Genomic DNA, 23,425 nt, shown 5'->3' with positions numbered 1-23,425 from the left:
CTTTACCTTTTTCTATTTAAATCACCCCTCTCTAGCTTTTTCTAACTTTCTTTTTTCTTTATTTGCTATACTTAATACTATTCGATTAATATTGTTGTCACTCAGAGGAGGTCGAACAAATTCTCGATTAACCAACTCTATCCACTCATAAGCAGTCGTATAGTCAAATCCTAAACTTAACATCCGTCCAAACTGTTTAGTAACCCAATTATCTCTATTACCTTCATCCACACCGGCTAATAGTTCTTCCATAAAAGAAGCGGTATACTTTTTCAAATTATTATAATCAGCTTTTAAACTAATATTGTTCTTTTCTTTTACACCTTTTTGTTCTTCCATCTTTATAAGAGCGTTATCTATTTTCAAAACCGATCTACCTTCGTTGTAGATACATTTATCATTGAACGCTTCTTCACTCTCGAAGGTACATTTTAAGCTCATCAATTGACTCCATGTTTCACTTGCAGCATCATACGGTAAATCAATATGGTTGGTTATGAATCGAATTACTGTTGAGCTTTCATTTTGTGTATACGGTCGATCTGTTGGGATAATTACTCTAAATCTTGTACCTTTTAATCCATTACTGATCGAAGGATAAGCATAAAATTTCAATGCGTTAATCTTCTTTAATAAGTGAGATCTGAACTCTTCTTCCGTAAGCTTTAAATCGTCATAATCTAACGTTACAAGTGATCTACTCAATAAAGTATTATTATTCCTTATCGGTTCAGAAAGCTCTCCAGCAATGAAATAATAAGCTTGATTACGCTTGATTTTGTCTATATCATCATTAGAATCAAACAGAGTTACTTTACTATTGACGATCGTCATGAAATCATTCTCTGATTCAATTACTTTCAGCCTATTAGTGTTAAATCCTTTGGATAAATAGATCAATCATTATCCACCTCTTTTAGGTCGAATAGCTCCGTAATAGCTTTCTCAATCTTTTCATTAGTTGATTCAATTTGCTTGCTGAGAAGGTTTAATAAAATCTCATTTCTATTATTTAGGCGCTCAGTTTCATAAGCTAACATCACCAAATCTGTAGTTCCTTTAGAGTTTCGTGCACTTTTTGATTCGACTGTTAGATAATCCATATTATCTTGCAGTTGTTCTGTTAAAGTTGATGCGAACTCTAATTCATCCAGGGATAAAAGACTGATTATTTCTTTTTTATTCATTTTTTTTACTCCTTTTTATATTGTATTAGGAGGAGTTTTTGATATATAATATGAGTACAGTGAATATCACATATCAAGGGTTTCCGCCCAAACCTTTTAGCGTATGAGTTGCTGCTCATAGGCTATTTTTTTCTTCTAAAACTTCAAATAATAACTTGTACCCAGTTTTTATTCCGAAGTACGTTACGAAACCTATCAACCATCCTATTACTAATGAAATGGCTATTGCTGTACTTATCATTTTTATGAATCCTCCTCCCATTTATTGTGTTGTTACTGTTATTGGAATAATCAGAAGCTTTAGAGACTAGCAAATTAATACAATACGCCGATTGAGATTTTTAATATGTGTGCTTGTCTCTAAAATGGATTATTAAACAAGTGCTTTCCTTATTACTCCCCCATACTTTTAATTACTTTGCATAGCGTTTCTTTTTCATGCTCTTCTACATATAAATGCTCAACAACTTTTTTCATTTCGTTCACTACAGCAATTGAATCACGTTTCCCGTTTTTAAATTCTTCTAATAAATCTTCTAACTCACTAGTAAATAATTCTGTTGAGTCATTTATAAGGTTATACATTACGACTACTTTATATTGTTGATTTACTTTTTCATTTAATTCCATCTATGTTTCCTCCTATTTTTTATGATTCAAACTCCTGTATCGTATCTAGAAACTACCTCTCATAACTCTTTATAAATCTGTTCAATTCTTCCTTATGAACAAATATATTTCTTGGAGACATTTCAGATACCCGTAACCCTTGTTGTCTCCATTGATTTAACGTTTGCCAGCTAATACCTAGATATGCTTGTGCATCTTTGAGCGTCAGCCAGTCTTTGCAGGCCCAAGGCGTTTCTTGTTGCAGTAACAATTGAACAGTCTTTCTTGATTCTTCAATAATGATTTTTTCAAGTTCCTTAGGGAGTTCCTTGCTAAAATTGACTTCTAACATTGTCATACTATCACTCCTTTTGCTATTTTTTGCTACCATAATATAAAAAAATTACTTAATTCGAAACAATTTGCTACTATCTCTGAAAAAAATTTCATCAATTGTTACATCTTTTTTTAATTCAGAAAATAATTCTTTAATTTTCTTTTTTTCTAAATCGTTAAAAGGACGTTGACCGGTTTCCTTAGCAGAATATGATTGACGGGAAATTCCTAAAAATTTAGCCATTTCACTTTGGTTCTTTTTTGTTGCTACTCGATATACTTTTACATTATTAGCAAACATAATCCAATCCTCCTTTTGCTATTTTTTGCTACTTCTAAATATAAAGTACCATTTTCGATAACATGTGTCAACCACATCTTGAAACTTTTTGCTACATAGTTTACAATACATATATATTCATTAGAAAGAAGGTAAGATAATGCATAGAGGTGTAGACAAGGAATCTGTAGGTAATAGGATTAAAAATATACGTCAAAAAATGGGACTCAGCCAACAAGCTTTTGGAGAAGAGCTTGATAATGAAGCTCCTGCTCATAAAAGCTTAGTATCTAAGTGGGAAAAGGGTATGAGTCTACCTAATAATGAACGGCTTAAACGTATTGCCGAGTTAGGTGAGCTTTCCGTCAATGATTTACTTTATGGTGAATACAAAGCGAAAGTATATAATATTTTTAAAGATGTTGAGAAAGAGCTAATTAGTAATTATCCACTACTTTCTTCTGATAATAAATTTAGTGAATTTTTCGATAATATAGATGATTTTAGAGAGAATACTTTTGAAGATATTAGCAAAATTCAAATTTTTCATGAAAATGATATAAGAAGTTTTTATCATTATAGGTTAGGAAGCTCTTTACCATTTGGTGATTCACCGAACGAGTTTAGTATTAAAGTGAATATGCTTAGAACTTCTGGCTTCTATTCGGAAAGTTCTATTCCTCCAATGGAAAAAGTTACTAATGTCATTTATGACTGGATATATCGTGACGATAGTTACAGCAATAGTAGTAAAAATTTAAATAAAAAGGCTTTAGAGGATACCATTAATACGCTTAATGATATATCCATTGAAATTGAAGATAGAGAAATTATATTTATATATACTCAAAACGAACAATTTTACGACGACACAAGCGACATTCGTATTAATAATAAAAATAGTTACATTGATTATTTAGATTATACAATATCTCAATTTAACGATCTTTATAAACAAAATCCAAAATTAGAAAGTTATTTTGAAAAAAATTTAAAATATTATAAGTATTTAATTGATGTCTTAAAAAACTAAATCAATTTACATTTTTTTACTTCAGCCTCAAAAATAATAACTATATGAAAATACCTCTTCTTACATACCGTACGCCGATTGAGTATGGAAGGGAAATATAATCATGGCAAGATATTATAAGTACACCAGCAAGAAAGATAAGAAAGAATATTGGGCATTCAATGCTTACCTAGGATCAGATCCCCTCACCTCTAAACCCGTTAGAGTTCACAGGAGACGTGATGACCAAGGTAAACTATTCACTACAAAGAAACAAGCTACTCTTGAAGCTTCTCGATTGAAGATACAGTTTGATCACGGAAACTACATGAAGCCTAGCAATCAAACTTTTGAGTCTGTATACATTGAATGGATAGATAATCGTTACAGCGATACCGTTAAGGACTCTACTTTACGTAAAACGAAAGAATTATTCACTAACCATATTCTTCCGGAGATTGGACCACTAAGCATTGATAAAATCTCCAAGTATCAGTTAGAGAAGCTTGCGCAGCGATTGATTGATAAAGGATTAAGCAAATACGAATTGTTCATGAATTATGTAGGTAAGGTTTTCGACTTCGCATTGCATAGTGAATTAATAAAAGAGAATCCTATGATTAAAACCTATATCCCAAAACCTAAACGTAAGCAAAAGAAAGAAACGCCCTTCTTCGATAAGAATGAGCTGCATGAATTCGTTGAATGTGCTTATAAGTATGGTTATGGTGCTAAGTGGGGATCGTTATTCCATTTTATGGCTTATACCGGCTGTCGTGTTGGAGAAGCTTGTGCTTTGAGATGGTCAGATATAGATATGAATGCTAGCGAGGTAACGTTAAGTAAAACCTTAGCTACAGCGTGGAATGATGAGGGTAACACTACTCTTGTTGAGCATGACACTACAAAGAATGGTGAGCATAGAACGATTGCTCTCGACCCGCTAACTACTCGTAAGATGAAGAAATGGAAAGCGCAACAGGCAAAGGACTATCTGAAGCTAGGATACAATACTTTGAATGTTGATCAACTCGTTTTCTCTAACGAAATCAATACGTGGTTGTCTCCTAACGTTGTCCATAGTACAATGTCTAGGTTGACTAAAAAGTTTAGCTTGAAACATGTCACTCCACATGGTCTACGTCATTCTCATTGCAGCTTGCTATTTGAAGCAAATGCATCTATCAAACAAGTTCAAGTTCGACTTGGCCATAATGATGTAAAGACGACCATGGATGTCTATGCTCATGTAACGAAAGATAAGGAAGAAGAAACAGCAAAATTGTTCCTGGATTACATGCAAAAATAAGAAATAGACACAAGAAGCGACACAAGCTAAAAAGAATTAATCTACAAATTAAAAAAGAACGTTGATTTAACAGCGTTCTTCTCCTGACTCTATAGCTCAGTAGGATAGAGCAAGTGCCTCCTAAGCACTAGGTCGTGGGTTCGATTCCCTCTAGGGTCATATAATTAATTGTCTTTATTTTTCGTTTTCCATCTAAATTCGATGAATTTGGACATGATTATTATTCTAATAATAGATAGAACAACCATCAAAACGATCCAAAACCTTAGCCAAATAGGATTCCAGTCAAAAACAGATGTCATTCCCACTGAAAGAACAACAAGAAACAAGTAGGCTCCATAAATAAAATAAAAACGACCTTCCCACTTTTGATAGTTTTCTCTATCCTTAATTTTCCCAAGCGGTGTCACGCTACCATTTGGTCTTGTACCTTTTGGATCATCTTTATACTGGTAACCTATCCAAAATAGTATGGCTGCGGCCAATAGTAGAAATACACTCAGTAGTATCAACATATGTTCTCCTTTATACATTTTAATCAGTTTAACAGTAATTTTCCGATGGCTCAAATTCGCTTTTTAAAATTGCAAAAGAAACATCCAAGTTCTGTTTATGTAGTTTCACAAGAAGTTGCATATGATATCTAATTACATGGAGACTATTTAATAATTCCAGGCTCATAAAATAAAAAATCCTACCTCAGTTAATTGAGATAGAATTTTCTTTATATATTATTCATCATTCTCTTCGTCAACTTCATCTTCTTCAGAATCTTCAGCTGTATCTACACTTCCAGCATAATCATTGCCTTCAACTGGCACATCGAGAATTCGCCAGGGTGCTAAGCGTTCGACTTGGTCTGCTCTTCTTTCTTCATCCCCGCTCATTTCTGGAAATTCTAAATCAATGATTACAGAATCTGTAGCGAGAGCTGGCCAAACTACCGTTGCATAAAAGTACTCTCCCGAATCAGCAAGAAAACGATCAGAAAGCGGAAGGATATATTCTCTTTCTACTTCTCTTCCTTCCTGTCGTTCTTCAAAAGATTCTCCTTCTGTTCCTTCTAACGTTTCAACGTAATAATCAATCGGATAGTAACGGCGTCCATTATTCAATAAGGTTACGCCATCTACTCTTCTCGTTTCATATCCATGATCTCCCTGAGTCATTCCTCTTGCTCCATAGACCTCGCCGTCCATTCTTTGTTGGAGTGCTTCCCTGTCTATCATTCCATCTTTTCTGTTTACTTTTATTCTCCCCACAAAGAGATCATCCACTCGTTTGACCGATTCAATTTCCACTGATCCATACTGTGTATCTGCGTGTTCTGGATAGGTTACTTCTACTCCTTCAGTTTCTGGTATTTCAGTCTCTGATTCTACAACAATCGGTTCTGTCGGTGGTGTGAAATGCAGTTCTACTCGTCTATTTCGCGCACGACCTTCAGCACTATCATTATCGGCAATCGGTTCTCTGAAAGAATCTCCTCGAGTAGTCACTTCATCAAATAATTCCAAGCTCATCAATTCATTTAATCGATTGTGAACAGCTTCTGCTCTATCTTCTGATAACCCTTGATTGTATTCTTCTGTGTGTTCATTATCCGTATGCCCCACAATCTGAAGTTCTCCACCATCTACACCCTCCAACTCGGCTATGGCTGCTTCTAATTCTACATCTGCTTCTTCAGTTAAAGTCGAGTCATCGAAGTCAAAGAGCACATCACTAGATAAAATGATAGTTGAATGTTCAATCTCATCTACTCGACTAACTGAAGACTCGAGACTTTCGCTGTATACTTCCAAAGGCATCGTACGGAATTGAATAGATTCAAGGTGTTCCTCCGGATCTTCTGCGACTACACTACTGGATACTGTTTGTTGAACCACTTCTAATAGTGTAGGGACCCCATAAATAAAATGTCCTTTTGAGTCTACTCGTTCTTCTGGTCCTATTTCTTCGTCATCAAATTCTGCTGAAACTTCTGCTAATGTTGAAATCGTTGTTTCCTCACGAGTGACAACAGGAACATTTTCTACAAGACCTAATCTGCCCAAGAACACATGAACGTCATCTGACTGAGGTGCATCAAATACTGTAAATAAATGAACTGCATATCCCTCTCCTCCTACAAGACTTCGGTCTTTCGTACTACCTCCCTCGCTTATAAACGTACTCAGCGGAGTAAATAAATCGTCATTATAGGTATCATGTTCCCACGAAAAAATCCCCATATGAGAGACTGTTCGTTCAACAGGGTCCACTAGTCGAATGTCAAACTGATTATTCGTATTATCATAAAAAACCATTTCTTCTGGCAGAGCACGATTAAATCTGAATGCTGTCTCATTGTCGCTGTCTAACACAATTGGAAGGATGGCATGGTCGTCCTCCACAAAAACGGGACCTGCTTCTACCGTGATTGTCACTTCCTCTTCTATCTCAACAATGTATGTAGTCACTTCATATTGCACAGGATCAGGCATGACGATTTCTTCTGCTGTTTCTTGTCCCTCTTCATTGTTCCCTTGTTCTGTTTCTTCTTCAGTTTCTTCGTTCGCTTCATTTTCGACTATGTCTTCTTGTATGTTTTCTATTTCTTCAGGTTGAGACTCTTTCCCGCTGCACCCGAATAAAGCCAATGCACTAAGTAATATGAAATATTTTTTTGCTTTCATATCATATGTCCTCCATTCATTGTTATATTATTTATTATAGTCATCTTTTTTATACATACAAACCTTATCCTTTGATCAATCGTTGATTCTTTGAGTACTTTTTGACAGCAATGTGTTGTGGTGACTTAATGATATCAAAGGAGTGCGACTTTTGCGCACATAAACAAATAAGATCCGCTAAAAAATCTCATTAAGATTTTCAGCGGATCTTATTATTTCAATGAGACTTTTATCCCACCTCTTTTTGCTTACGATACCATTTTCTGGCCTTTTTTCTGCATTTTGTACATTTCAGCGTATGAACCGTCTTGTTCAAGAAGTGAGTCATGATTTCCTTGTTCGATGATTTCACCTTGATCCAACACTAGAATCTGATTTGCATGTTGAATCGTTGATAGACGGTGAGCGATAATAAAAGTCGTTCTACCTTCTTTCAATACGTCCATAGCGTGTTGAATAATATCTTCTGTTTCTGTATCAATAGAAGATGTTGCTTCATCTAAAATCAGAATTTTGGGATTAAAGGCTAACGCTCTTGCGAAGGAAATCAACTGACGTTGTCCAGAACTTAAGGTGCTCCCTTTTTCTACAACGGGTTCATCTAGTCCTTTTTCAAACTTGCTCAGCATATCGTCTCCGCCGACATCTTGTAAAGCTTTCAATGCCGTTTCTCTTGAGATAGCAGGATTGTCTAACGTGATATTGGATAAGATGGTTCCTGTAAACAAGAATGGATCCTGAAGCACGATGCCCATTTGTTCTCTAACGGACTGTCTTGAAAAAAGCTTGGTATTCTGTCCGTCGATCTCAATCGTTCCTTCTTGAGGATCATAGAATCTGAATAATAAGTTCATAATCGAGCTTTTACCAGAACCCGTATGTCCAACTAAAGCAACCGTTTCTCCTGGTTCAGCAGTGAATTGAATGTTTTTCAAAACTTTCTTCTCATCACTGTAACCAAAGCCTACATTTGAAAACTTAACGCGCCCATTACTCATTTCCATTTTTTCCGTAGCATTCTCTTCTGGCTCTTTATCCATCAATTCAAAAACTCGCTCACCCGCAGCAACTGCTTGTTGGATAAACGTCATTTGTTGAATCGTTCCTTTGATTGGCTCATAAAGTCTAGAGATATAATCACTGAAGAGGTAAAGCATACCAACAGAGATTCCGAGTGTTCCGTTGATGTATTGCGTACTAAAGTAAACCATTAAAGTCAGTAAAGTAATTCTTCGTAAAAAATCCGCAATGGTAAATTGAGAACTTGCATCTAAGATGACATATTTCTTCATGACGTCGTACCATTCATCATTGATTTTAGAGAATTCTTTATCCGTTTTCTCTTCTTGCTCAAAAGCTTGAATGATTGACATTCCTTGAATTGATTCGTTGAATTTTGCATTCACTTCTGAATTCAAGTCACGTTCTCTACGGTTAAATTCTCCTGCAAATTTACTATAAAACTTAGCCCAGAAATACATGATAGGAATCAAGACCAGTAGGATCAAACCCAATATTCTGTTAAACAAAGTAATTGCAATAAATGTTCCAATGACATACATAACATTCATTAAGACCTGACCAATTGCCGTTACGTAAAATTGTTGACGCAATGATTCTGTATCATTTGTGATTCTTGCTACAACTTTTCCTGCCGGTAGATTATCAAAATACTGAACAGGTAGCTTTTGTACTTTTTCGTAAACTTGATCTCGGATCATCTTCACTGACCCGTTTGCAGCTTTCATCCGAATAATTTGACTAAAATAACGGAAAGCAGCTGTCGAAAGCATTAATGCTGCATAGATCAAAACCAATTGCAGTAGCGTATCTCCAAAGGCTTCTCCTGTTTCTGCGGCAGGCGTAATGACATTATCAATAATTCTTTGTGCAATGATTGGTGCACCTAAATCTGTAATAGTTGAAAATAGTAATAAAGAAATTCCGATACCAAATTGCCATTTAAAATACTTCATATATGAGAGGAGTCTTTTAACTGTCTTCATTATTTCACCTCTCCTTCCTCATTTATAGCTTCTTTTGATTTCACTTCTTGGCGCAAGAACTGTTCGTAATACCAGCCTTTTTGCTGAATCAATTCTTCGTGTGTACCTCGTTCTGCGATACGACCATTATCCATCACAATAATTTCATCCGCTTGTTTGACTGCTGAAAGTCTATGCGTTGTGATAATCGTCGTTTTATTTGCTCTTACTTGTTGAATATTTGAGATGATATTCTGCTCTGTCTTTGCATCGACTGCTGAAAGTGAATCATCTAAGATTAAAATTTGCGGATCCTTGATCAAGGCACGGGCGATAGAAATTCTTTGTTTCTGACCACCAGAAATCGACATCCCTTTTTCACCAATCATGGTATCTAACCCATGTTCCATTTTGTTTAAATCTTCTTCAAACGAAGCATCACGGATACTTTTCATGATTTCTTCATCGTTCGCCCCTTTTTTACCAAAGGCGATATTTTCTCTTACACTTCTACTGAACAGTACGTGATCTTGCGGAACGTATCCAATCATTCTTCTAAGTTCAGGATCTTGATAATGCGCATAAGCATGTTCACCCATTTCAAATGACCCTGTTCCTGCTGGATATTGATTCAATAACTGACGAATCAGCGTCGTTTTACCAGACCCTGTTTTCCCAACAATCCCTAACATCTTCCCTTTAGTTAAGTCCAAGTCCAACTTTTCCAAGTTGATGGACTCACTTGAAGTGTAACGGAAGTCAAATTGATTGAACTTGATATCTTCTACTTCTGAGATCGTTGCTTCTCCTCTTAAGTCGAGTCCATCCGTTGCGTCCAAAATTTCTTCGACACGGCGCATGGAAGCACTCCCTTGTCTAAGGATCAAAATCAATTCCGACACAGCAATCAATGGCCAAATCGTCATGCCTAGGTATAATTGGAAAGCGATCATATTTCCAAGCGTCAATACACCTGAAGCAACAAGATATGCACCGTAACTTAGCGCAATCACAACACTGAGTGCTTCAAAGAATTTGACCGTTGGACCAAATATCGCACCAGTTTTGGCAACGCGATTATTCTTATTGTATAAATCTTCTGTCTGTTTTCTGAATTTCTGGATAAAGTCCTCTTCTTTGACATAAGCTCTAATCACTCTTGTGCCATCTACCATTTCCAGAACATCTTCATTCACTTTAGAAAAAGACTTTTGTGCGGTTTCATATCGTTCATCGATTTCAGCACCTTTTTTTCTAAACACAATAATCATTGGCAACATAGGTAAGATCGTTGCTGCGGTCAATGCCCAACTCACCGATACACCCATCATCGTAATTAAGATACTCAAGTATACGGTAGAAGTCATTAACACCTCCATCCCGTAACCAGCAGTGTCTGCTAGAGATCGGATATCCTGAGTTCCCCTTGCCATCAAATCCCCTGTTCTGAACTTTTCAAAGTAAGGGGCTCTCATTCTCAACAAATGGCGCATCATTTTACTACGCATCTGATTCTGTAACTTGTACGCTCCAGAGAATAGTCCATATACCCATGAAAAATCGAGTAAATAAGTCAATATGATCAAAGCGATAAAGCTGATCACATAAAACTGAAGTCTTTGCATATCCATAACATTCGTTACGATATCATCGATCATTCTCCCAACAATATTAGGAATGAGAACGGCACATAAATTTCCTAACCCTAAAGCAATAAACGATAACGTGTATTGCAAGGCATTTTCTTTGAAGAAAAATTTCAATTTCTTTATTACATCAAACATAAATTCATCCTTTCGTCCTTTTTCAAATTATGAATGGCCTTGTCTTTTTATACGAATGGTGGTGTACCAACTCTATAAATTATAACTCCTGATTTCTGAATGTTATAAGTGCGAAAGCGTTTTATTACGCATAAAAAAACACAGTCTACCCCTCACCATGAGAAATAGACTGTGGCAACTATGTGTGTTTCTTGAGATCACTAGATTGCACACTGACAATCTAATCTACAAGAATCATTTACCATTCTACTTTGAAAAAGGAGGTTTTTGGTCGTAATATATTAACGTATAATGTCATTTGACTTTGCTGTACTTGATCTATAATTAAATTTTTCATCGTACAGCCCCTCCTTTTCTATGTAATGTGAATTCGAGATAAATGTTGACATACTAGTATGTTTAAATAAATCTCTTGTCAAAAATTACTATACACAAATTTAAAATCAAATACAACCCTTAATTCTAATCTTTTTTGAAAAAAGTTAAAATCGTCTCTTTTTACAATTAGTTATAGTTTGTATCTATAAAATAACCCTTACTTACTAAAGTCTAAATTATCAGTAAGTAAGGGGGTTATTATATTCAAAATCATCTTATCACGGATTAACTAAGCTCAAAGCGTCAGATAAAATTTTCTCACCATTCATCTTACCGTAATCTTTAATGTCTATGACTTCTACAGCTACATTTGATCCTTGAAGCTGCTTGCGCACTTTAGATTTCATATAACGAACTTGTGGTCCTAACAGTACAACGTCTAATTCTCTAGAGCCAAATTGCGTCGCTGCTTCGTTTGCAGATACTGCCAGGATGGATACCTCTAGGTCTTGCTCTTTGGCAGCTCTCTTCATTTTTGAAACGAGCATAGTTGTGCTCATTCCTGTCGCACATATGATTAAGATGGATAGTTTTTTCATACTTGACCCCTCCTTAAATCTCCTCGATTAATTAAGTGTCAGATTTGTTTAGAACAAACCACTTTTCATCAATCACTCGACTTACTTTTCATCATCAAAAGATAAATCAGCACTTTTTCTAAGTTTGAAGAGTGTCCGGTTAACAGCTTTTCCAAGTTCCGTCCAGTTTTTAAGGCATTCTTTTGTTTCAGGCTCTTCTATTCTTTGAATGACGTCTGCGAAGATTCTTGCTTCTTCAAACAAGGTGTTTTTCGCAGCAGGATGAATCTTCATTTCTTTTACACTTGAATCTTTTGTACTTATTTCTTCTAGTTTATCAATACCCACGACTGAATTGACTCTTAACGTCTTCTCGACACTATAAATTTCTGTTGGTAACATAGAAGTAGCGATTTTTCCAAATAATAAGGTAACATCAAAATCAGCATATCTAAGTATCGCTGTCCCCTTCCCATCCACACCTGTTCTGACTTTCTGAGCAAAATAGTGGACTTCTTTTGGCTCACCAAACCAGCTTACTGCTGCGTACACTGTGTAAATACCTAAATCCATTAAGGCTCCACCTGCAAACTTAATTGAAAAGATATTTGGTTCTTCCCCCTCAAGCACCAAATCATATCTCGAAGAATATTTCATATAGGTCAATGTTGCGCCGTGAAGAGTTTTTAGATTCTGGATTTCTTCTTTAACTTTTTTGAAGTTTTCTTCATGAATATGTCTTGCCGCCTCAACTAAAACAACACCTTGTTCTTCTGCAAGTCGGCTTGCTTCTTCCCATTGGTCGGGATTTGCGAAGGCTGGTTTCTCGACAATAACATGCTTACCCGCCTTCAGACCGTCAATCGTTTGTTTATAGTGTAAGCTATTAGGGGATGCAATGTATAACACTTCGATATCTTGGTGCTGAATGAATGCATCGTAATCGTCCATGGCTTCTTGAGAGTGATAAGGTTTCCCAAATGTTTCTGCTTTATCTAGAGACCTTGAGTAAACTGCATGCAGTTCATATTCTCCAGTTTCTAATGCTGCTTCAACAAATACTTCACTGATATGACTCGTTCCAATAATACCAAGTTGTAATTTAGACATCCCATTCATCCCTTTTCTTTTTAATTTAAAGTGATTACGACGATTTCTGGACGATTGTTGATTCTGAAAGGAAAACTAGAATTACCAATGCCTCTACTAATGATCATTCTTTTGGACTGATCTTCTTCATCTGAAAAGATGCCATAATCATATTTTGGAAATAAACCTTGTCCTGGAGCAATAGCACCTCCGATGAATGGTATTCTCATCTGTCCAGCATGCGTATGACCAGATAGGGTTAGACTTGGTGCTTTTGTTTTATCATCTAGATATTCTTTGAAGCGTTCTGGGCGGTGTGCAAGTAAAATTTTAGGTTGTCTACTCATTTCAGCTGTCAATTCTATATATTTTAATATGGGTTTAGGAATTTCTTCATCTTTAGGACGTTCTGCTAATCCCATTAGAACAATTCCACCTTCTTCTTCTCCAAAATCAACCCATTCTGCTTCATCCAGTAATAATCTTACTTTAGAACTATTCAGTACGTGTGTTAAATCTTCGAAATTAGGTGTTTGGATGTCATGGTTACCGGTTACCATATAAGTGGGCGCAACGGCACTCAGCCCTTCACATAACTTACGAATCGGTACATCAACTAAGTCAGGTAGGCTAGCCTGAACTAAATCTCCTACAATTACAATGATATCTGGATCTTGTGCTTTTATTTTCTGAAGTAACTGATCAATATATCCATTGTTATATCTCTGTTTTAAATGTGTATCCGATATCTGCACGATTTTCTTTCCTTTAATATTATTATGTAGCTTCGGTATGGTTACTGTATACTCATCAATATCCAAATAATAGTTCTGTAGATAAAGATAAACTATCAGACCAAAAACCAGCGCGATCAATATTAACAACCATTCCATCCATCTTTTCCTCCTACGCTATCTTCGTTTCATCTTATCATCTTTTAAATTGAAGAGAAACGTCTTTCGACAGCTTACTGAATCTTTTTCAGCTCTGACGTTGCTCTTATTATACCATAAAAGCTAAAGGCCATCGGTTCAGAACTCGTAATCAGAATCTTCTTAACTAGGCTGAATTCATCCTTTTTAAAATAAAAAGACCAAACCCCTCTGCTTTCAAATAGGTATGGTCTAGGTTTATTTAGATCGAGTTTTAAAAGTGTTATTTATTCAATCTAAGAAATTCAAAAGAAATACTTCTGATCAGTTTACGATCTGAACAAGCCTGTTCGATCAACGAAACTTTATCTACTTTCATTTCAAACAAGTCTTCCATTTTCATATGATGTTTCTTAAGCACTGAATCTAGGGGAACATCAATCTCACCGTCTGCATTTTCAAGAACTTCGCAATCCTCAATACATAGTTCTCTTGATTCTGACACGGATTCCAGTACATATATAAATTTTCTCTGTTGTTTTTGCATAGTGAGATTACCTTCCTCCATGATAATAATCATTTACTATTAACTGTTTAATATTTCAAAATTTCAAGAACAATAGTTATGATATTAAAAGATTATACCGCAACCTTTTTCATCTGTCTGTGTCAAAATTAAGAACTCAACTATTTTAAATAGCATTCGTCAAATTTCTGTCTAATTTATGATTTAATAAACATTAATAAAAAATGAGAATTTCATATAAAGTAATTGTCAATAGATAGGTAATTACAAATATTCATAACAATTTAATCTATATGGAGGATTTCAGTAGTTACTTTTCTTAAGTGAAATGCTTTTAAAGTTCATTTACTTAAGTATATTAATAGTCTTGCGAAACTCCACAAGGATAAAACGCCTTCATCATTTAAATATAAATAGTTATGATATTTATTAGAAAATGATATTGATTTCTCTCATTTTATAACGTAGACTAATGAGAAATCGGTTTACCTTATTGCCATTATTTTATAATAATTATTCTTTACGGACTTTACTGTCATTTGGTAACTGATTTAATTCATTTATAAGGAGATTAACTATGAAAAAAGAACGTGAACAATGGGGATCCCGTTGGGGATTTATCTTAGCAGCGATGGGTTCGGCTGTTGGGTTAGGAAATATCTGGAGATTCTCCTATGCAATGGGTGCAGGTGGAGGTTCTACTTTCTTAATCATCTATCTACTCAGTGTATTGATTATTGGTTTCCCTGTTATGTTGATTGAATTTGCCATTGGACGTCGTGCTCAAACAGATGCCATTGATGCTTTCAAGAAATTAGCGCCTAAGTCTTTCTGGGTTGTTGCTGGAGGAATGGGTGTGCTTGCGGCTTTCGTCATCCTTTCCTTCTACGGAGTTATTGGTGGTTGGTCCTTTAAGTATATTTTCTCTTACCTTACTGGTGGCGTTGTGGGAGACACTGGAGGCTATTTCAAAGCATTCGTCGGTTCACCTATCGAACCGATTGGATGGCAGTTCCTATTTATGGGTGTCACTGTTGCAATCGTTATGTTAGGTGTTCAAAAAGGTATTGAAACTTCCTCAAAATGGATGATGCCAATTTTAAGTATTCTTTTAATTCTACTAGCAGGATACAGCTTAACGCTCGGTGGAGCTAGTGAGGCGTTGACGTTCATGTTCCATCCGGACTGGTCTGCTTTTGGGGATCCCAGTGTGTATTTTGCAGCCGTTGGCCAAGCCTTTTTCACATTGAGTCTAGGTATGGGAATCATGCTGACTTATGGTAGTTATTTAAGCCCTAAAGAGAAACTCACTTCTTCAGCTGCTTATATTATCATACTCGATACTTTATTTGCGATTATCGCGGGTCTGGTTGTATTCCCTGCACTATTCGCTTTCGACTTAGACCCTACCCAAGGTGCTGGTTTAGTATTCGTTGTTTTACCGACTATTTTCCAAAACATTAGTGGTATTGGAGCTATTGTAGGTGTCGCTTTCTTCGTCTTATTGGCATTAGCTGCTTTATCTTCAGCCATTTCACTTTTAGAAGTTGTAGTTGCTTACCTGATCCGTAGGCTTGGTGTTTCTCGTAAGATTGCTACCTTGGGAATCGGATTTGTGATTTTCCTAGTAGGTATTCCTTCTTCATTAAGCCAAGGTTTTGTATCTATTGAAGTATTCGGAGATTCATTCCTTGATTTCATGGATAAATTTTCTGGTAACCTTTTATTACCACTTGGTGGCTTGATCATTGCGCTTTATGGAACTTGGTCTTGGAAATCAGATGAATTATTAGAGCAGACAGATTTAAAAGGTACTGCAATTGCTCCGGCAATCCTCTTCTTTGCTAAGTATGTTGCCCCAATCGCTATTTTAGTCATTTTAGTATTTGGAATGTTAAACTGGTAATTAAACTATTAGACAGAAAAAAAGGCTGATCACATATCACAATGTGGTCAGCCTTTTTGTTTTACTTTTTATAGTGAATCTGTTGGATTTTTAGTGTTTTCATTACCTGATTTATTTGCTTCTTCATCAATTTTGCTGTCAAGACGGGCAAGTTGTTTTTTCGCAAACTCGCGTCCTCCAAGACCAAATGATAAAGCAAAAGCTACAGCTAATCCACCAATGATAAAGATGAAGGCAGCTTGAACAATATCAGAAGCAAAGTTCAGTTGGTCTAAAGCCATAAAGATCGAGAATACAATCAAAATGTATTTAGTTAATAGACCAGCTAGTAAGCTTCCAGTTGCACTCTTGATTCCTGATGAAAGTAATTGTCCACCAATAAAACCAAGACCGATAATAATCGCAGCGAACAGTACGTTTGGTAAATATCCGATAACTACGCTTAAAATCGCATTTAACATTACAAGATTCAAGGCATTCAATGCTTCTACTAAGAAGAACAATCCAATTAGTACAGCAACTGTTTGTCCAATGATTTTTGCAAGGTCAATGTTCACGTTACTAGATTTTTTAAGATAAGTTGAATATTTATTGATTCCAGTAGTTTTCAATAAATCTGTCAAAATCATTCCAGCGAATTTTGCTAGAGCAAATCCAACAATCATTAAGACGATTGCCACCAGAATGTTTGGAATAGACGCTAGAATTGTATTTAATACTGCACTGATTGGTTCAGCAATTGTATTAATATTCAACACTTCAAGTGCTACTAAAATAATTGGAATTAAAATCAAGAAGAAAACAATGTTACCTAGAACAGATGCTAGTGTCCCTTTATTTTTCTCAATTTCTGCTTCGTCTGTATTGTTTCCAGTCAACTTAGAAAGGTGTTTGTCGATATTTGCTGCAAGTCCTAAATTATAGACAAGATTCTTAACAAATCGAGCTGCAAATACGCCTAAAATCAATACAATAGCTGCGGCAATGATATTTGGAATGAAGCTCAATACCGTATCAATCATATTCATGATTGGCTGACCAATTGATTCTAAACCGAAAGTTGAGAATATACCTGGCAAGAATAAGACCCATACAAGATAATAGGCAATTTTACTGATCGTATCAATCAAAGTATTTGATTGCTCTTCTGTATTTGTCGCACCCCATTTCTGGAAGTGTTTCTGGATTCCGATTGCTTTTAACCCTTTAGAAATTGCTTTGCTTACAAGTGTCGCTACAATCCATGCAGCAATAATAAGTACTATACCTAGTAGCAATTGTGGCAAGAAGTTCAAAAATGTGTTGAAGCCATCTTGAACGGTGTTCGTCATGTTGTTCATAATTATATCCCCTTTGCTTTTTATTTGATTACTAATACCAAGTATATATAGGGATTGGTTTTTTGACAAACAATATGCATTTCTACTGTATATTAAAAAGCCAATCAGCTTTAGTTTTCAGCTGACCGACTCTTATTAATTTCTTATGTTTTATTGATATATTGATAATGTTCTGGTTTTTCATCAAAGTAGAATACGCCAACTCCACCAATACCTAAGTGCGCTGCCAGTACAGCTCCAATATCTAAAATTTGTGTAGTGACGTTAGGTAAAGTTGTTTTAACCATAGTTTCTAGCTTTTTAGCCGCTTCGATATCATTTACATGACTGATTGTCACTAATTGATCATCAAATGTCCCGACACCTTCTTTTACATCATTAATAATCCGCTTATAGATTCTTTCTTTACCACGCACCAGCTTTTTAACAATGATTCCCCTATGATCCACTGTTAAATACGGTTTTATATTCAAAGCGGTCCCTGCTACACCTGCAACTTTAGATAGTCGGCCGCCTTTTACTAACCAATTCAAGTCATTCAAGGTGAAATGATACTTTACGTGCTTGGTATTTTTACGCGTTTGATCTACAATGTTTTCGAACTGCATGCCACTTTTGACCATTTCCATAGCTTGAAAGGCTAGCAAAGCGCCTCCACCTGATCCTCCTAAAGAGTCTATTAATTCAACATTCATTTCAGGGTGATTCACTTTGTATTCATTAATGAGTGAATGAGCAACTTGAAAGGTTCCTGAGAACTGACTATAAATACACAAGTACAAAACATCATCTCGATTTCTTCGCGCTTCATCTAGCAACTCCAATAAAGATTGAGGCGTGATTTGAGAGGTTTTTGGTAAAATCCCTTTACTCATATGTTCGTGGACTTTCTCCAACGAAATCTCTTTCTGATCTAAATAATCTTTATCTTCAATGATGACACTGAGGGGCAAAAATTCATATGCATATTCTCGCTTCATAAATGCATTCTGATCGATACCAGAATCAATAATAACTTTTATCATTGATCTCACACCTTTCTTTTAAATAATTGTTTATCGGTTTAATATATCTTCAATTTGTTCAGAAGTTAACTTTTCATCGTAGTACTTGTTCCAAATGGTAGAGAAATAAACTGATGATGCATGACCGTAGATACGCATCGCATTTTCTTTCCATTTTTTCAAGATTTTATAGTCTGATGATTTTTCTTTTTCTGCTTGTGCTTCGACCAATAAGCTACTGTCAATTTCGAAACTGACTTCTTCTACTTCTTCGTCATGCCATAAATCCGTCCAGATTTCATCTGGAATGACGAGTATGAGCCTATCTTGTTGCTGATAGACAAATAAAAATCCTTTATTGATCAGTGGTGCAAGAACTTCTATTTGTTCTACATTTTGAAAAGCTAATGCTTGTTCTACTTGATCACCAAATTGGCTCAGTAAATCTTCAACAACTGGTTTATAAAACTGACTAAATTGTTTCTGGATAGATTCAGCCAATACTTGAGTTAATTGATCTTTTTTCCAGCTCTTTCTGGTTTCTACTTTTAGTTCACTGGCTAGCGTTAAACTTTGTGCTTTTGTATAGTTGTTCAGATTCTCACTCAAAGTAGAACGAACGGTTTTTTTGATTATTGGAAATGCTGTATGCTTATTCACTTTTACTTCATCCTCTGCTTCCATTCATTTAGCCTGGATTGTTTTTACTAGTAAACAAATCGATCAATATCTGTGATTTCCACTTCGTAGTTAGCTTCTATATACTGTATAACTTGGTTCAGAATTTTTTCACAAAGCACACTACTATTGCCTACGATTCCAACCCCAATGACCGCTCTGTTTTGCGTATCTAATTCATCCATTTCTGCTACACTTACATTAAACTGATTGGATACCTTTTTCAATATACTTTTAATGACACTCCGTTTATCTTTAAGAGAGTAAGCATCATAAATCAGAATGGTCAGTTCGATTCCCATCAACTTCATTTGTCCTTCACCTCTTAAATTGTCATTTTATATTATCTAACAGCAGCTTTTAGGTAAAATGTTCCATCTATACTATCATACCACATTCTTTTATTCTAATAAAATTCAGTCTAGCTTTTACCAGTGTATTTTCTTTACCTTGCTTTGTTCATTCTTGTAAAATGAATAACTTGATATTCAAGGTTAAATTCAGTATCTTCTATAGTACCTATATTAGTACCTATATTATTTGAAGGAGCTTTTTAAGAAAATTCATCCATCTTTTGACTTAAACAAAATCTCCTTCGTTGCCAAAGGTGTAGCCGTGGGCACGGTCGTGGGTATTTTTGTTAGTTTATTTCGTTTTACGATTGGCCTCTTAGTAACCTATACGCGAGATGCCTATGATTTTATGCGATTAAACCCCACCTGGATTGTTGCTTGGATCCTCTTTTCCTTAGTTGTAGCACTAATTATCGCTAGACTCATGCGTGATGAACCAGATATCAAGGGAGCTGGTATCCGTAACCTCGAAAGCCAACTTTACGGTATCAGTGATATAAACTGGTTTTCTATTTTTTGGAGAAAATTGATAGGTGCTAGTTTATCGATTGGATCTGGACTTGCATTAGGTCGCGGCGGTCCCTCTGTTCATCTAGGTGCTGTCATTGGTAAAGGCATTAACCGCTTTTTCAAAGGAAATCGTTCGCAGGAAAATATTTTAATTTCTTCAGGTGTAAGTGCAGGTTTATCAGCTGCCTTCAATGCACCCCTTTCAGGAGTGATGTTCATCCTTGAAGATGTACACCATAAGTTTTCCGGCACGTTACTTTTATCGGCTTTTACATCTTCTATTGTTGCAAACTTTGTTGCACTGCGTATTTTTGGAATCGAACCTGCTATAAGTCTTGGGACGGCCATTCGATTCCCGGTCGAGCAGTATTTACACTTAGTCATTTTAGGAAGTGCATTAGCTATTGTCGGTAGAATCTATCAAGAGTTTCTGATTCATTTACCCACTTTATATAGCAAGTTACCCTTTCCTTCTCATTATCATGCCCTAATCCCGTTTTCACTTGTTATCCAAGTTGGTTTATATTTGCCGACCATGCTTGGGGGCGGAACAGATATCATAGATATTATCGACATGAATCGTTTGTCAACTTTATTATTGATAGGAATCTTTTTATTCCGTTTCATCTTTTCCCTGATCTCTTATTCTTCTGAACTGCCAGGAGGAATCTTTTTTCCAGTTCTCTGTCTAGGTGCCTTAATGGGCGCTATTTATGGCAATCTTGCCTTGGATCATTCTAGTATCGACGCGATTTATTACAAAAACTTTATTATGTACGCAACGGGTGGTCTGATGACTGCCGTGATCAAAGCACCTTTGACATCAATTATCTTGATTGCTGAAATCACTGGAACTGAAAGTCAATTGATGCCTTTGAGCTTGGTTTGTCTTTGTACGTATGTCGTAGCAAACTTTTTAGGCTCAAAATCTTTATACGAACGCTTAATGGAAAATGCTACAAAACAACTAGAATCGAAACCAAATGGTGAAGAAGTGGATGTAACCTTAATTGTAGGAGCCGATCAATTTTTTGATGGATTAGTTTATAAGGATCTAGATTTACCGGAACACGCACAACTCGTTGAAATTGTTAGATACAAAGAAACCTTTACTCCAAGAGAAGATACGGTACTTCAAGCTAATGACGAACTGATTATCCAGTGCGATAGCGGCTTGGTTCCTAGTCTTAGAAACTATTTACTCAAACACAATTAGACGATAGGATTTCTTAAGCCAGAGATCCTATCGTCTTTCATTCGTTTATAAAGTTTATGATTTCTTTGAACTTTAACCTATAAAATATGCTAGAATGTATTAGGATATTCGAATATCGTATTTAAACAAAAAAGGAGATCTTTATGCAATACTTATGGATGATAATTAAAGGTATGATTATTGGGATCACAAATGTGATACCAGGCGTTTCAGGTGGTACAATGGCCGTTTCTTTTGGGATATATGACGATGTTATACATGCCGTAACGCATTTAAAAAGCGAGTTCAAAAAAAGTGCACGAATCATTGGTCCACTGATTATTGGAGCTATCCTTGGAATATCAGGTTTTTCCTATTTCATTGAATTGCTACTCGTAAAATACACTCTTGCTACAGCAGTCGCGTTTATTGGTCTGATTCTTGGTGGTTTACCGATTTTATGGAGATCTTTCCAGAAAAGTATGGTCCAGGAAAAACAATCGATGAATTTCCTCCATCTTCTTTTCTTCTTAATCTTTTTCGGAATCGTTGCATGGATGGCCTTTGCTGAAACTGGCGGTGCAACTGGACAAACAATTTCCCTGACTTTCAATCACTTGCTTGCACTCTTTTTAGTAGGCGTCGTTTCAGCGGCTGCCATGGTTATCCCTGGCGTAAGTGGATCTTTGCTGATGCTGATCCTTGGTTACTACTATGCGGTGATTTATACAATCAATCAGTTCACTGGAGCTCTCTCTTCATTTGATATGATTACTTTGATTCCATTCGGGATTCTATTAGGTACATATGCCTTAGGAATGTTGATTGGTATTATTTTGATCAGTAAAGCGATTGATTACTTTTTCAAAACGAAACCAACCTATACGTATGCGAGTATTTTAGGGTTAGTCGTTGCTTCTCCAATCGCGATTTTAACAAATACGAGCGCAATTCCAGACTTACAATCGGGTAGATCTATCTGGTATTATCTACTAACCGTTGTTTTAGGAATCGGATGTTTCTTGTTAACCTTCGCTTTAGGGAATACAGAAGATACTTCAGAATAAAAAAAGACACTTGCCGGGTACCGATATGAATCTTACTGATTCTCGGTTCCCGCAAGTGTTTTTTTATAGAATAGCTTGTACTCTTCCGACTTGATCTTGCTCTTCCAGCATCACTTTAATTCCGTGAGGATGCTGCGGACTGTTCGTCAATATTCTTTTGACGTGACCTCTCGTCAGCTTGCCTGATCTTTGATCTTTTTTTAAAACAATATCCACTAATGCGCCGATTTTAATCGTATCTCTTTTCTTTCCGTCCATTTAATCCATTCCATTCTTATTTAATATTGTTGAGTCCATTACAGCTTGATCCGTAAAATCAGTTGACTTTTGCGGATTTGATGAACGTTCTTCTTCATCTTCTTGTTCTTCTAAAGACTTGATCAATTGATTCATTTGCTGTATTTCTTCTCTTTGCGTTTCTATTATACCATCTGCAAGCTCTCGAACTCTAGGGTCAGTTATTTGTGCACGTTCACTTGTTAGGATTGCAATCGAATGATGCGGAATCATGGCTTTCATCCATGAAGTGTCATCCACAGTTTGCTGGCTTCTTACAAGCCACAACGAAATACCAAAACAACAAACTGAAGCCGCTAGAATAATTTTATTCAGTTTCTTGTTTTTATACATTTTCCACATAAACAGCATCATAATAAAGGCCATAACGGACCCCATCATAATAGCCATAAAGAGTCTGGTTTGACTGAATCTTACATGATCGAATTCAAATACGTTCAAAAACATCATGATATACATAACGACTGTAGATGTCAAAATCATCAGTCCAAATTTTAAGTACTGTCTCATAG

At 35.9% G+C, this 23,425-nt stretch carries 24 protein-coding genes and 1 tRNA gene; 6 read left to right on the top strand and 19 right to left on the bottom strand.

Going from position 1 to position 23,425, the window contains the following annotated elements; translation table 11 throughout:
• Positions 1-21: 21 nt before the first annotated feature.
• The 5 genes from LG377_RS05425 to LG377_RS05405 all read right to left on the bottom strand — a co-directional run bounded on the left by LG377_RS05425 (position 22) and on the right by LG377_RS05405 (position 2,433).
• Positions 22-900, bottom strand: coding sequence for a primase alpha helix C-terminal domain-containing protein (locus LG377_RS05425; RefSeq protein WP_225743659.1), 879 nt, complete (start codon positions 898-900; stop codon positions 22-24).
• On the bottom strand, positions 897-1,187 hold the full coding sequence (locus LG377_RS05420; protein ID WP_225743658.1) for a hypothetical protein: 291 nt from the start codon (positions 1,185-1,187) through the stop codon (positions 897-899). Before LG377_RS05420 ends, LG377_RS05425 begins: the two co-directional genes overlap by 4 nt.
• Positions 1,188-1,580: 393 nt before the next feature.
• Positions 1,581-1,817, bottom strand: a complete 237-nt coding sequence (locus LG377_RS05415) for a hypothetical protein (protein WP_225743657.1) — start codon at positions 1,815-1,817, stop codon at positions 1,581-1,583.
• Positions 1,818-1,869: 52 nt separating this feature from the next.
• Complete coding sequence (locus LG377_RS05410) at positions 1,870-2,154, bottom strand: helix-turn-helix domain-containing protein (RefSeq protein ID WP_225743656.1); 285 nt, start codon at positions 2,152-2,154, stop codon at positions 1,870-1,872.
• Between the two features lie 45 nt (positions 2,155-2,199).
• The gene (locus LG377_RS05405; RefSeq protein ID WP_225743655.1) at positions 2,200-2,433 is read right to left on the bottom strand and encodes a helix-turn-helix transcriptional regulator; all 234 of its coding nucleotides are present in this window, start codon (positions 2,431-2,433) and stop codon (positions 2,200-2,202) included.
• A 139-nt stretch (positions 2,434-2,572) separates the two neighbouring features.
• Here LG377_RS05405 and LG377_RS05400 point away from each other — a divergent pair, with 139 nt between their 5' ends.
• The 3 genes from LG377_RS05400 to LG377_RS05390 all read left to right on the top strand — a co-directional run bounded on the left by LG377_RS05400 (position 2,573) and on the right by LG377_RS05390 (position 4,892).
• Positions 2,573-3,445: a helix-turn-helix domain-containing protein gene (locus tag LG377_RS05400; RefSeq protein WP_225743654.1), complete on the top strand. Its 873-nt coding sequence runs from the start codon at positions 2,573-2,575 to the stop codon at positions 3,443-3,445.
• Positions 3,446-3,548: 103 nt separating this feature from the next.
• A complete protein-coding gene (locus tag LG377_RS05395) occupies positions 3,549-4,733 on the top strand; it encodes a site-specific integrase (protein WP_225743653.1) in 1,185 nt (394 codons plus the stop codon).
• Between the two features lie 85 nt (positions 4,734-4,818).
• Positions 4,819-4,892 (top strand) — tRNA-Arg (locus tag LG377_RS05390).
• Between the two features lie 5 nt (positions 4,893-4,897).
• Here LG377_RS05390 and LG377_RS05385 read toward each other — a convergent pair.
• From LG377_RS05385 to LG377_RS05350, 8 genes are all read right to left on the bottom strand, one after another.
• On the bottom strand, positions 4,898-5,245 hold the full coding sequence (locus LG377_RS05385; protein WP_225743652.1) for a hypothetical protein: 348 nt from the start codon (positions 5,243-5,245) through the stop codon (positions 4,898-4,900).
• Positions 5,246-5,464: 219 nt separating this feature from the next.
• Positions 5,465-7,411 carry an OmpA family protein gene (locus tag LG377_RS05380; RefSeq protein ID WP_225743651.1) on the bottom strand — a complete coding sequence of 649 codons (1,947 nt, stop codon included), beginning with the start codon at positions 7,409-7,411 and terminating at the stop codon, positions 5,465-5,467.
• Between the two features lie 248 nt (positions 7,412-7,659).
• Entirely contained in the window at positions 7,660-9,420 is a 1,761-nt protein-coding gene (locus LG377_RS05375) for an ABC transporter ATP-binding protein (protein WP_225744637.1), read from the bottom strand.
• Positions 9,417-11,180, bottom strand: a complete 1,764-nt coding sequence (locus LG377_RS05370) for an ABC transporter ATP-binding protein (RefSeq protein WP_225743650.1) — start codon at positions 11,178-11,180, stop codon at positions 9,417-9,419. Before LG377_RS05370 ends, LG377_RS05375 begins: the two co-directional genes overlap by 4 nt.
• A gap of 596 nt (positions 11,181-11,776) precedes the next feature.
• Complete coding sequence (locus LG377_RS05365) at positions 11,777-12,097, bottom strand: PTS sugar transporter subunit IIB (protein ID WP_225743649.1); 321 nt, start codon at positions 12,095-12,097, stop codon at positions 11,777-11,779.
• An 81-nt stretch (positions 12,098-12,178) separates the two neighbouring features.
• Complete coding sequence (locus LG377_RS05360) at positions 12,179-13,186, bottom strand: Gfo/Idh/MocA family protein (RefSeq protein WP_225743648.1); 1,008 nt, start codon at positions 13,184-13,186, stop codon at positions 12,179-12,181.
• 20 nt (positions 13,187-13,206) lie between these two features.
• On the bottom strand, positions 13,207-14,058 hold the full coding sequence (locus LG377_RS05355; protein WP_225743647.1) for a metallophosphoesterase: 852 nt from the start codon (positions 14,056-14,058) through the stop codon (positions 13,207-13,209).
• Positions 14,059-14,320: 262 nt separating this feature from the next.
• A complete protein-coding gene (locus tag LG377_RS05350; RefSeq protein ID WP_225743646.1) occupies positions 14,321-14,584 on the bottom strand; it encodes a hypothetical protein in 264 nt (87 codons plus the stop codon).
• A 556-nt stretch (positions 14,585-15,140) separates the two neighbouring features.
• On the opposite strand from LG377_RS05350, the gene LG377_RS05345 reads away from it, so the two are divergent.
• A complete protein-coding gene (locus LG377_RS05345) occupies positions 15,141-16,469 on the top strand; it encodes a sodium-dependent transporter (protein ID WP_225743645.1) in 1,329 nt (442 codons plus the stop codon).
• Between the two features lie 68 nt (positions 16,470-16,537).
• On the opposite strand, the gene LG377_RS05340 is transcribed toward LG377_RS05345, so the two are convergent.
• The 4 genes from LG377_RS05340 to LG377_RS05325 form a co-directional block, all read right to left on the bottom strand.
• Positions 16,538-17,809 carry a mechanosensitive ion channel gene (locus tag LG377_RS05340; RefSeq protein ID WP_225743644.1) on the bottom strand — a complete coding sequence of 424 codons (1,272 nt, stop codon included), beginning with the start codon at positions 17,807-17,809 and terminating at the stop codon, positions 16,538-16,540.
• Between the two features lie 143 nt (positions 17,810-17,952).
• On the bottom strand, positions 17,953-18,834 hold the full coding sequence (locus tag LG377_RS05335; RefSeq protein WP_225743643.1) for a DegV family protein: 882 nt from the start codon (positions 18,832-18,834) through the stop codon (positions 17,953-17,955).
• A gap of 30 nt (positions 18,835-18,864) precedes the next feature.
• A complete protein-coding gene (locus tag LG377_RS05330) occupies positions 18,865-19,473 on the bottom strand; it encodes a hypothetical protein (protein ID WP_225743642.1) in 609 nt (202 codons plus the stop codon).
• 47 nt (positions 19,474-19,520) lie between these two features.
• Positions 19,521-19,802 (bottom strand): DUF503 domain-containing protein, encoded by a 282-nt coding sequence (locus LG377_RS05325; RefSeq protein WP_225743641.1) that lies wholly within the window; start codon positions 19,800-19,802, stop codon positions 19,521-19,523.
• Between the two features lie 304 nt (positions 19,803-20,106).
• Between LG377_RS05325 and LG377_RS05320 the strand changes: the two genes are divergently transcribed.
• Complete coding sequence (locus tag LG377_RS05320) at positions 20,107-21,570, top strand: ClC family H(+)/Cl(-) exchange transporter (RefSeq protein ID WP_225743640.1); 1,464 nt, start codon at positions 20,107-20,109, stop codon at positions 21,568-21,570.
• A gap of 143 nt (positions 21,571-21,713) precedes the next feature.
• Positions 21,714-22,616 (top strand): DUF368 domain-containing protein, encoded by a 903-nt coding sequence (locus LG377_RS05315; protein WP_225743639.1) that lies wholly within the window; start codon positions 21,714-21,716, stop codon positions 22,614-22,616.
• A gap of 63 nt (positions 22,617-22,679) precedes the next feature.
• Here LG377_RS05315 and LG377_RS05310 read toward each other — a convergent pair whose 3' ends face one another.
• Both LG377_RS05310 and LG377_RS05305 read right to left on the bottom strand, forming a co-directional pair.
• Positions 22,680-22,874, bottom strand: coding sequence for a YwbE family protein (locus LG377_RS05310; RefSeq protein WP_225743638.1), 195 nt, complete (start codon positions 22,872-22,874; stop codon positions 22,680-22,682).
• Positions 22,875-23,423, bottom strand: coding sequence for a DUF305 domain-containing protein (locus tag LG377_RS05305; RefSeq protein WP_255612762.1), 549 nt, complete (start codon positions 23,421-23,423; stop codon positions 22,875-22,877).
• Positions 23,424-23,425: the final 2 nt, after the last annotated feature.

Origin of the sequence: Marinilactibacillus sp. Marseille-P9653, assembly GCF_916618885.1 — a bacterium.
In the GTDB taxonomy this organism is placed as follows: domain Bacteria; phylum Bacillota; class Bacilli; order Lactobacillales; family Carnobacteriaceae_A; genus Marinilactibacillus.
Note: the sequence above shows the minus strand (reverse complement) of the source record. Positions and strands in the feature narration are given on the sequence as shown.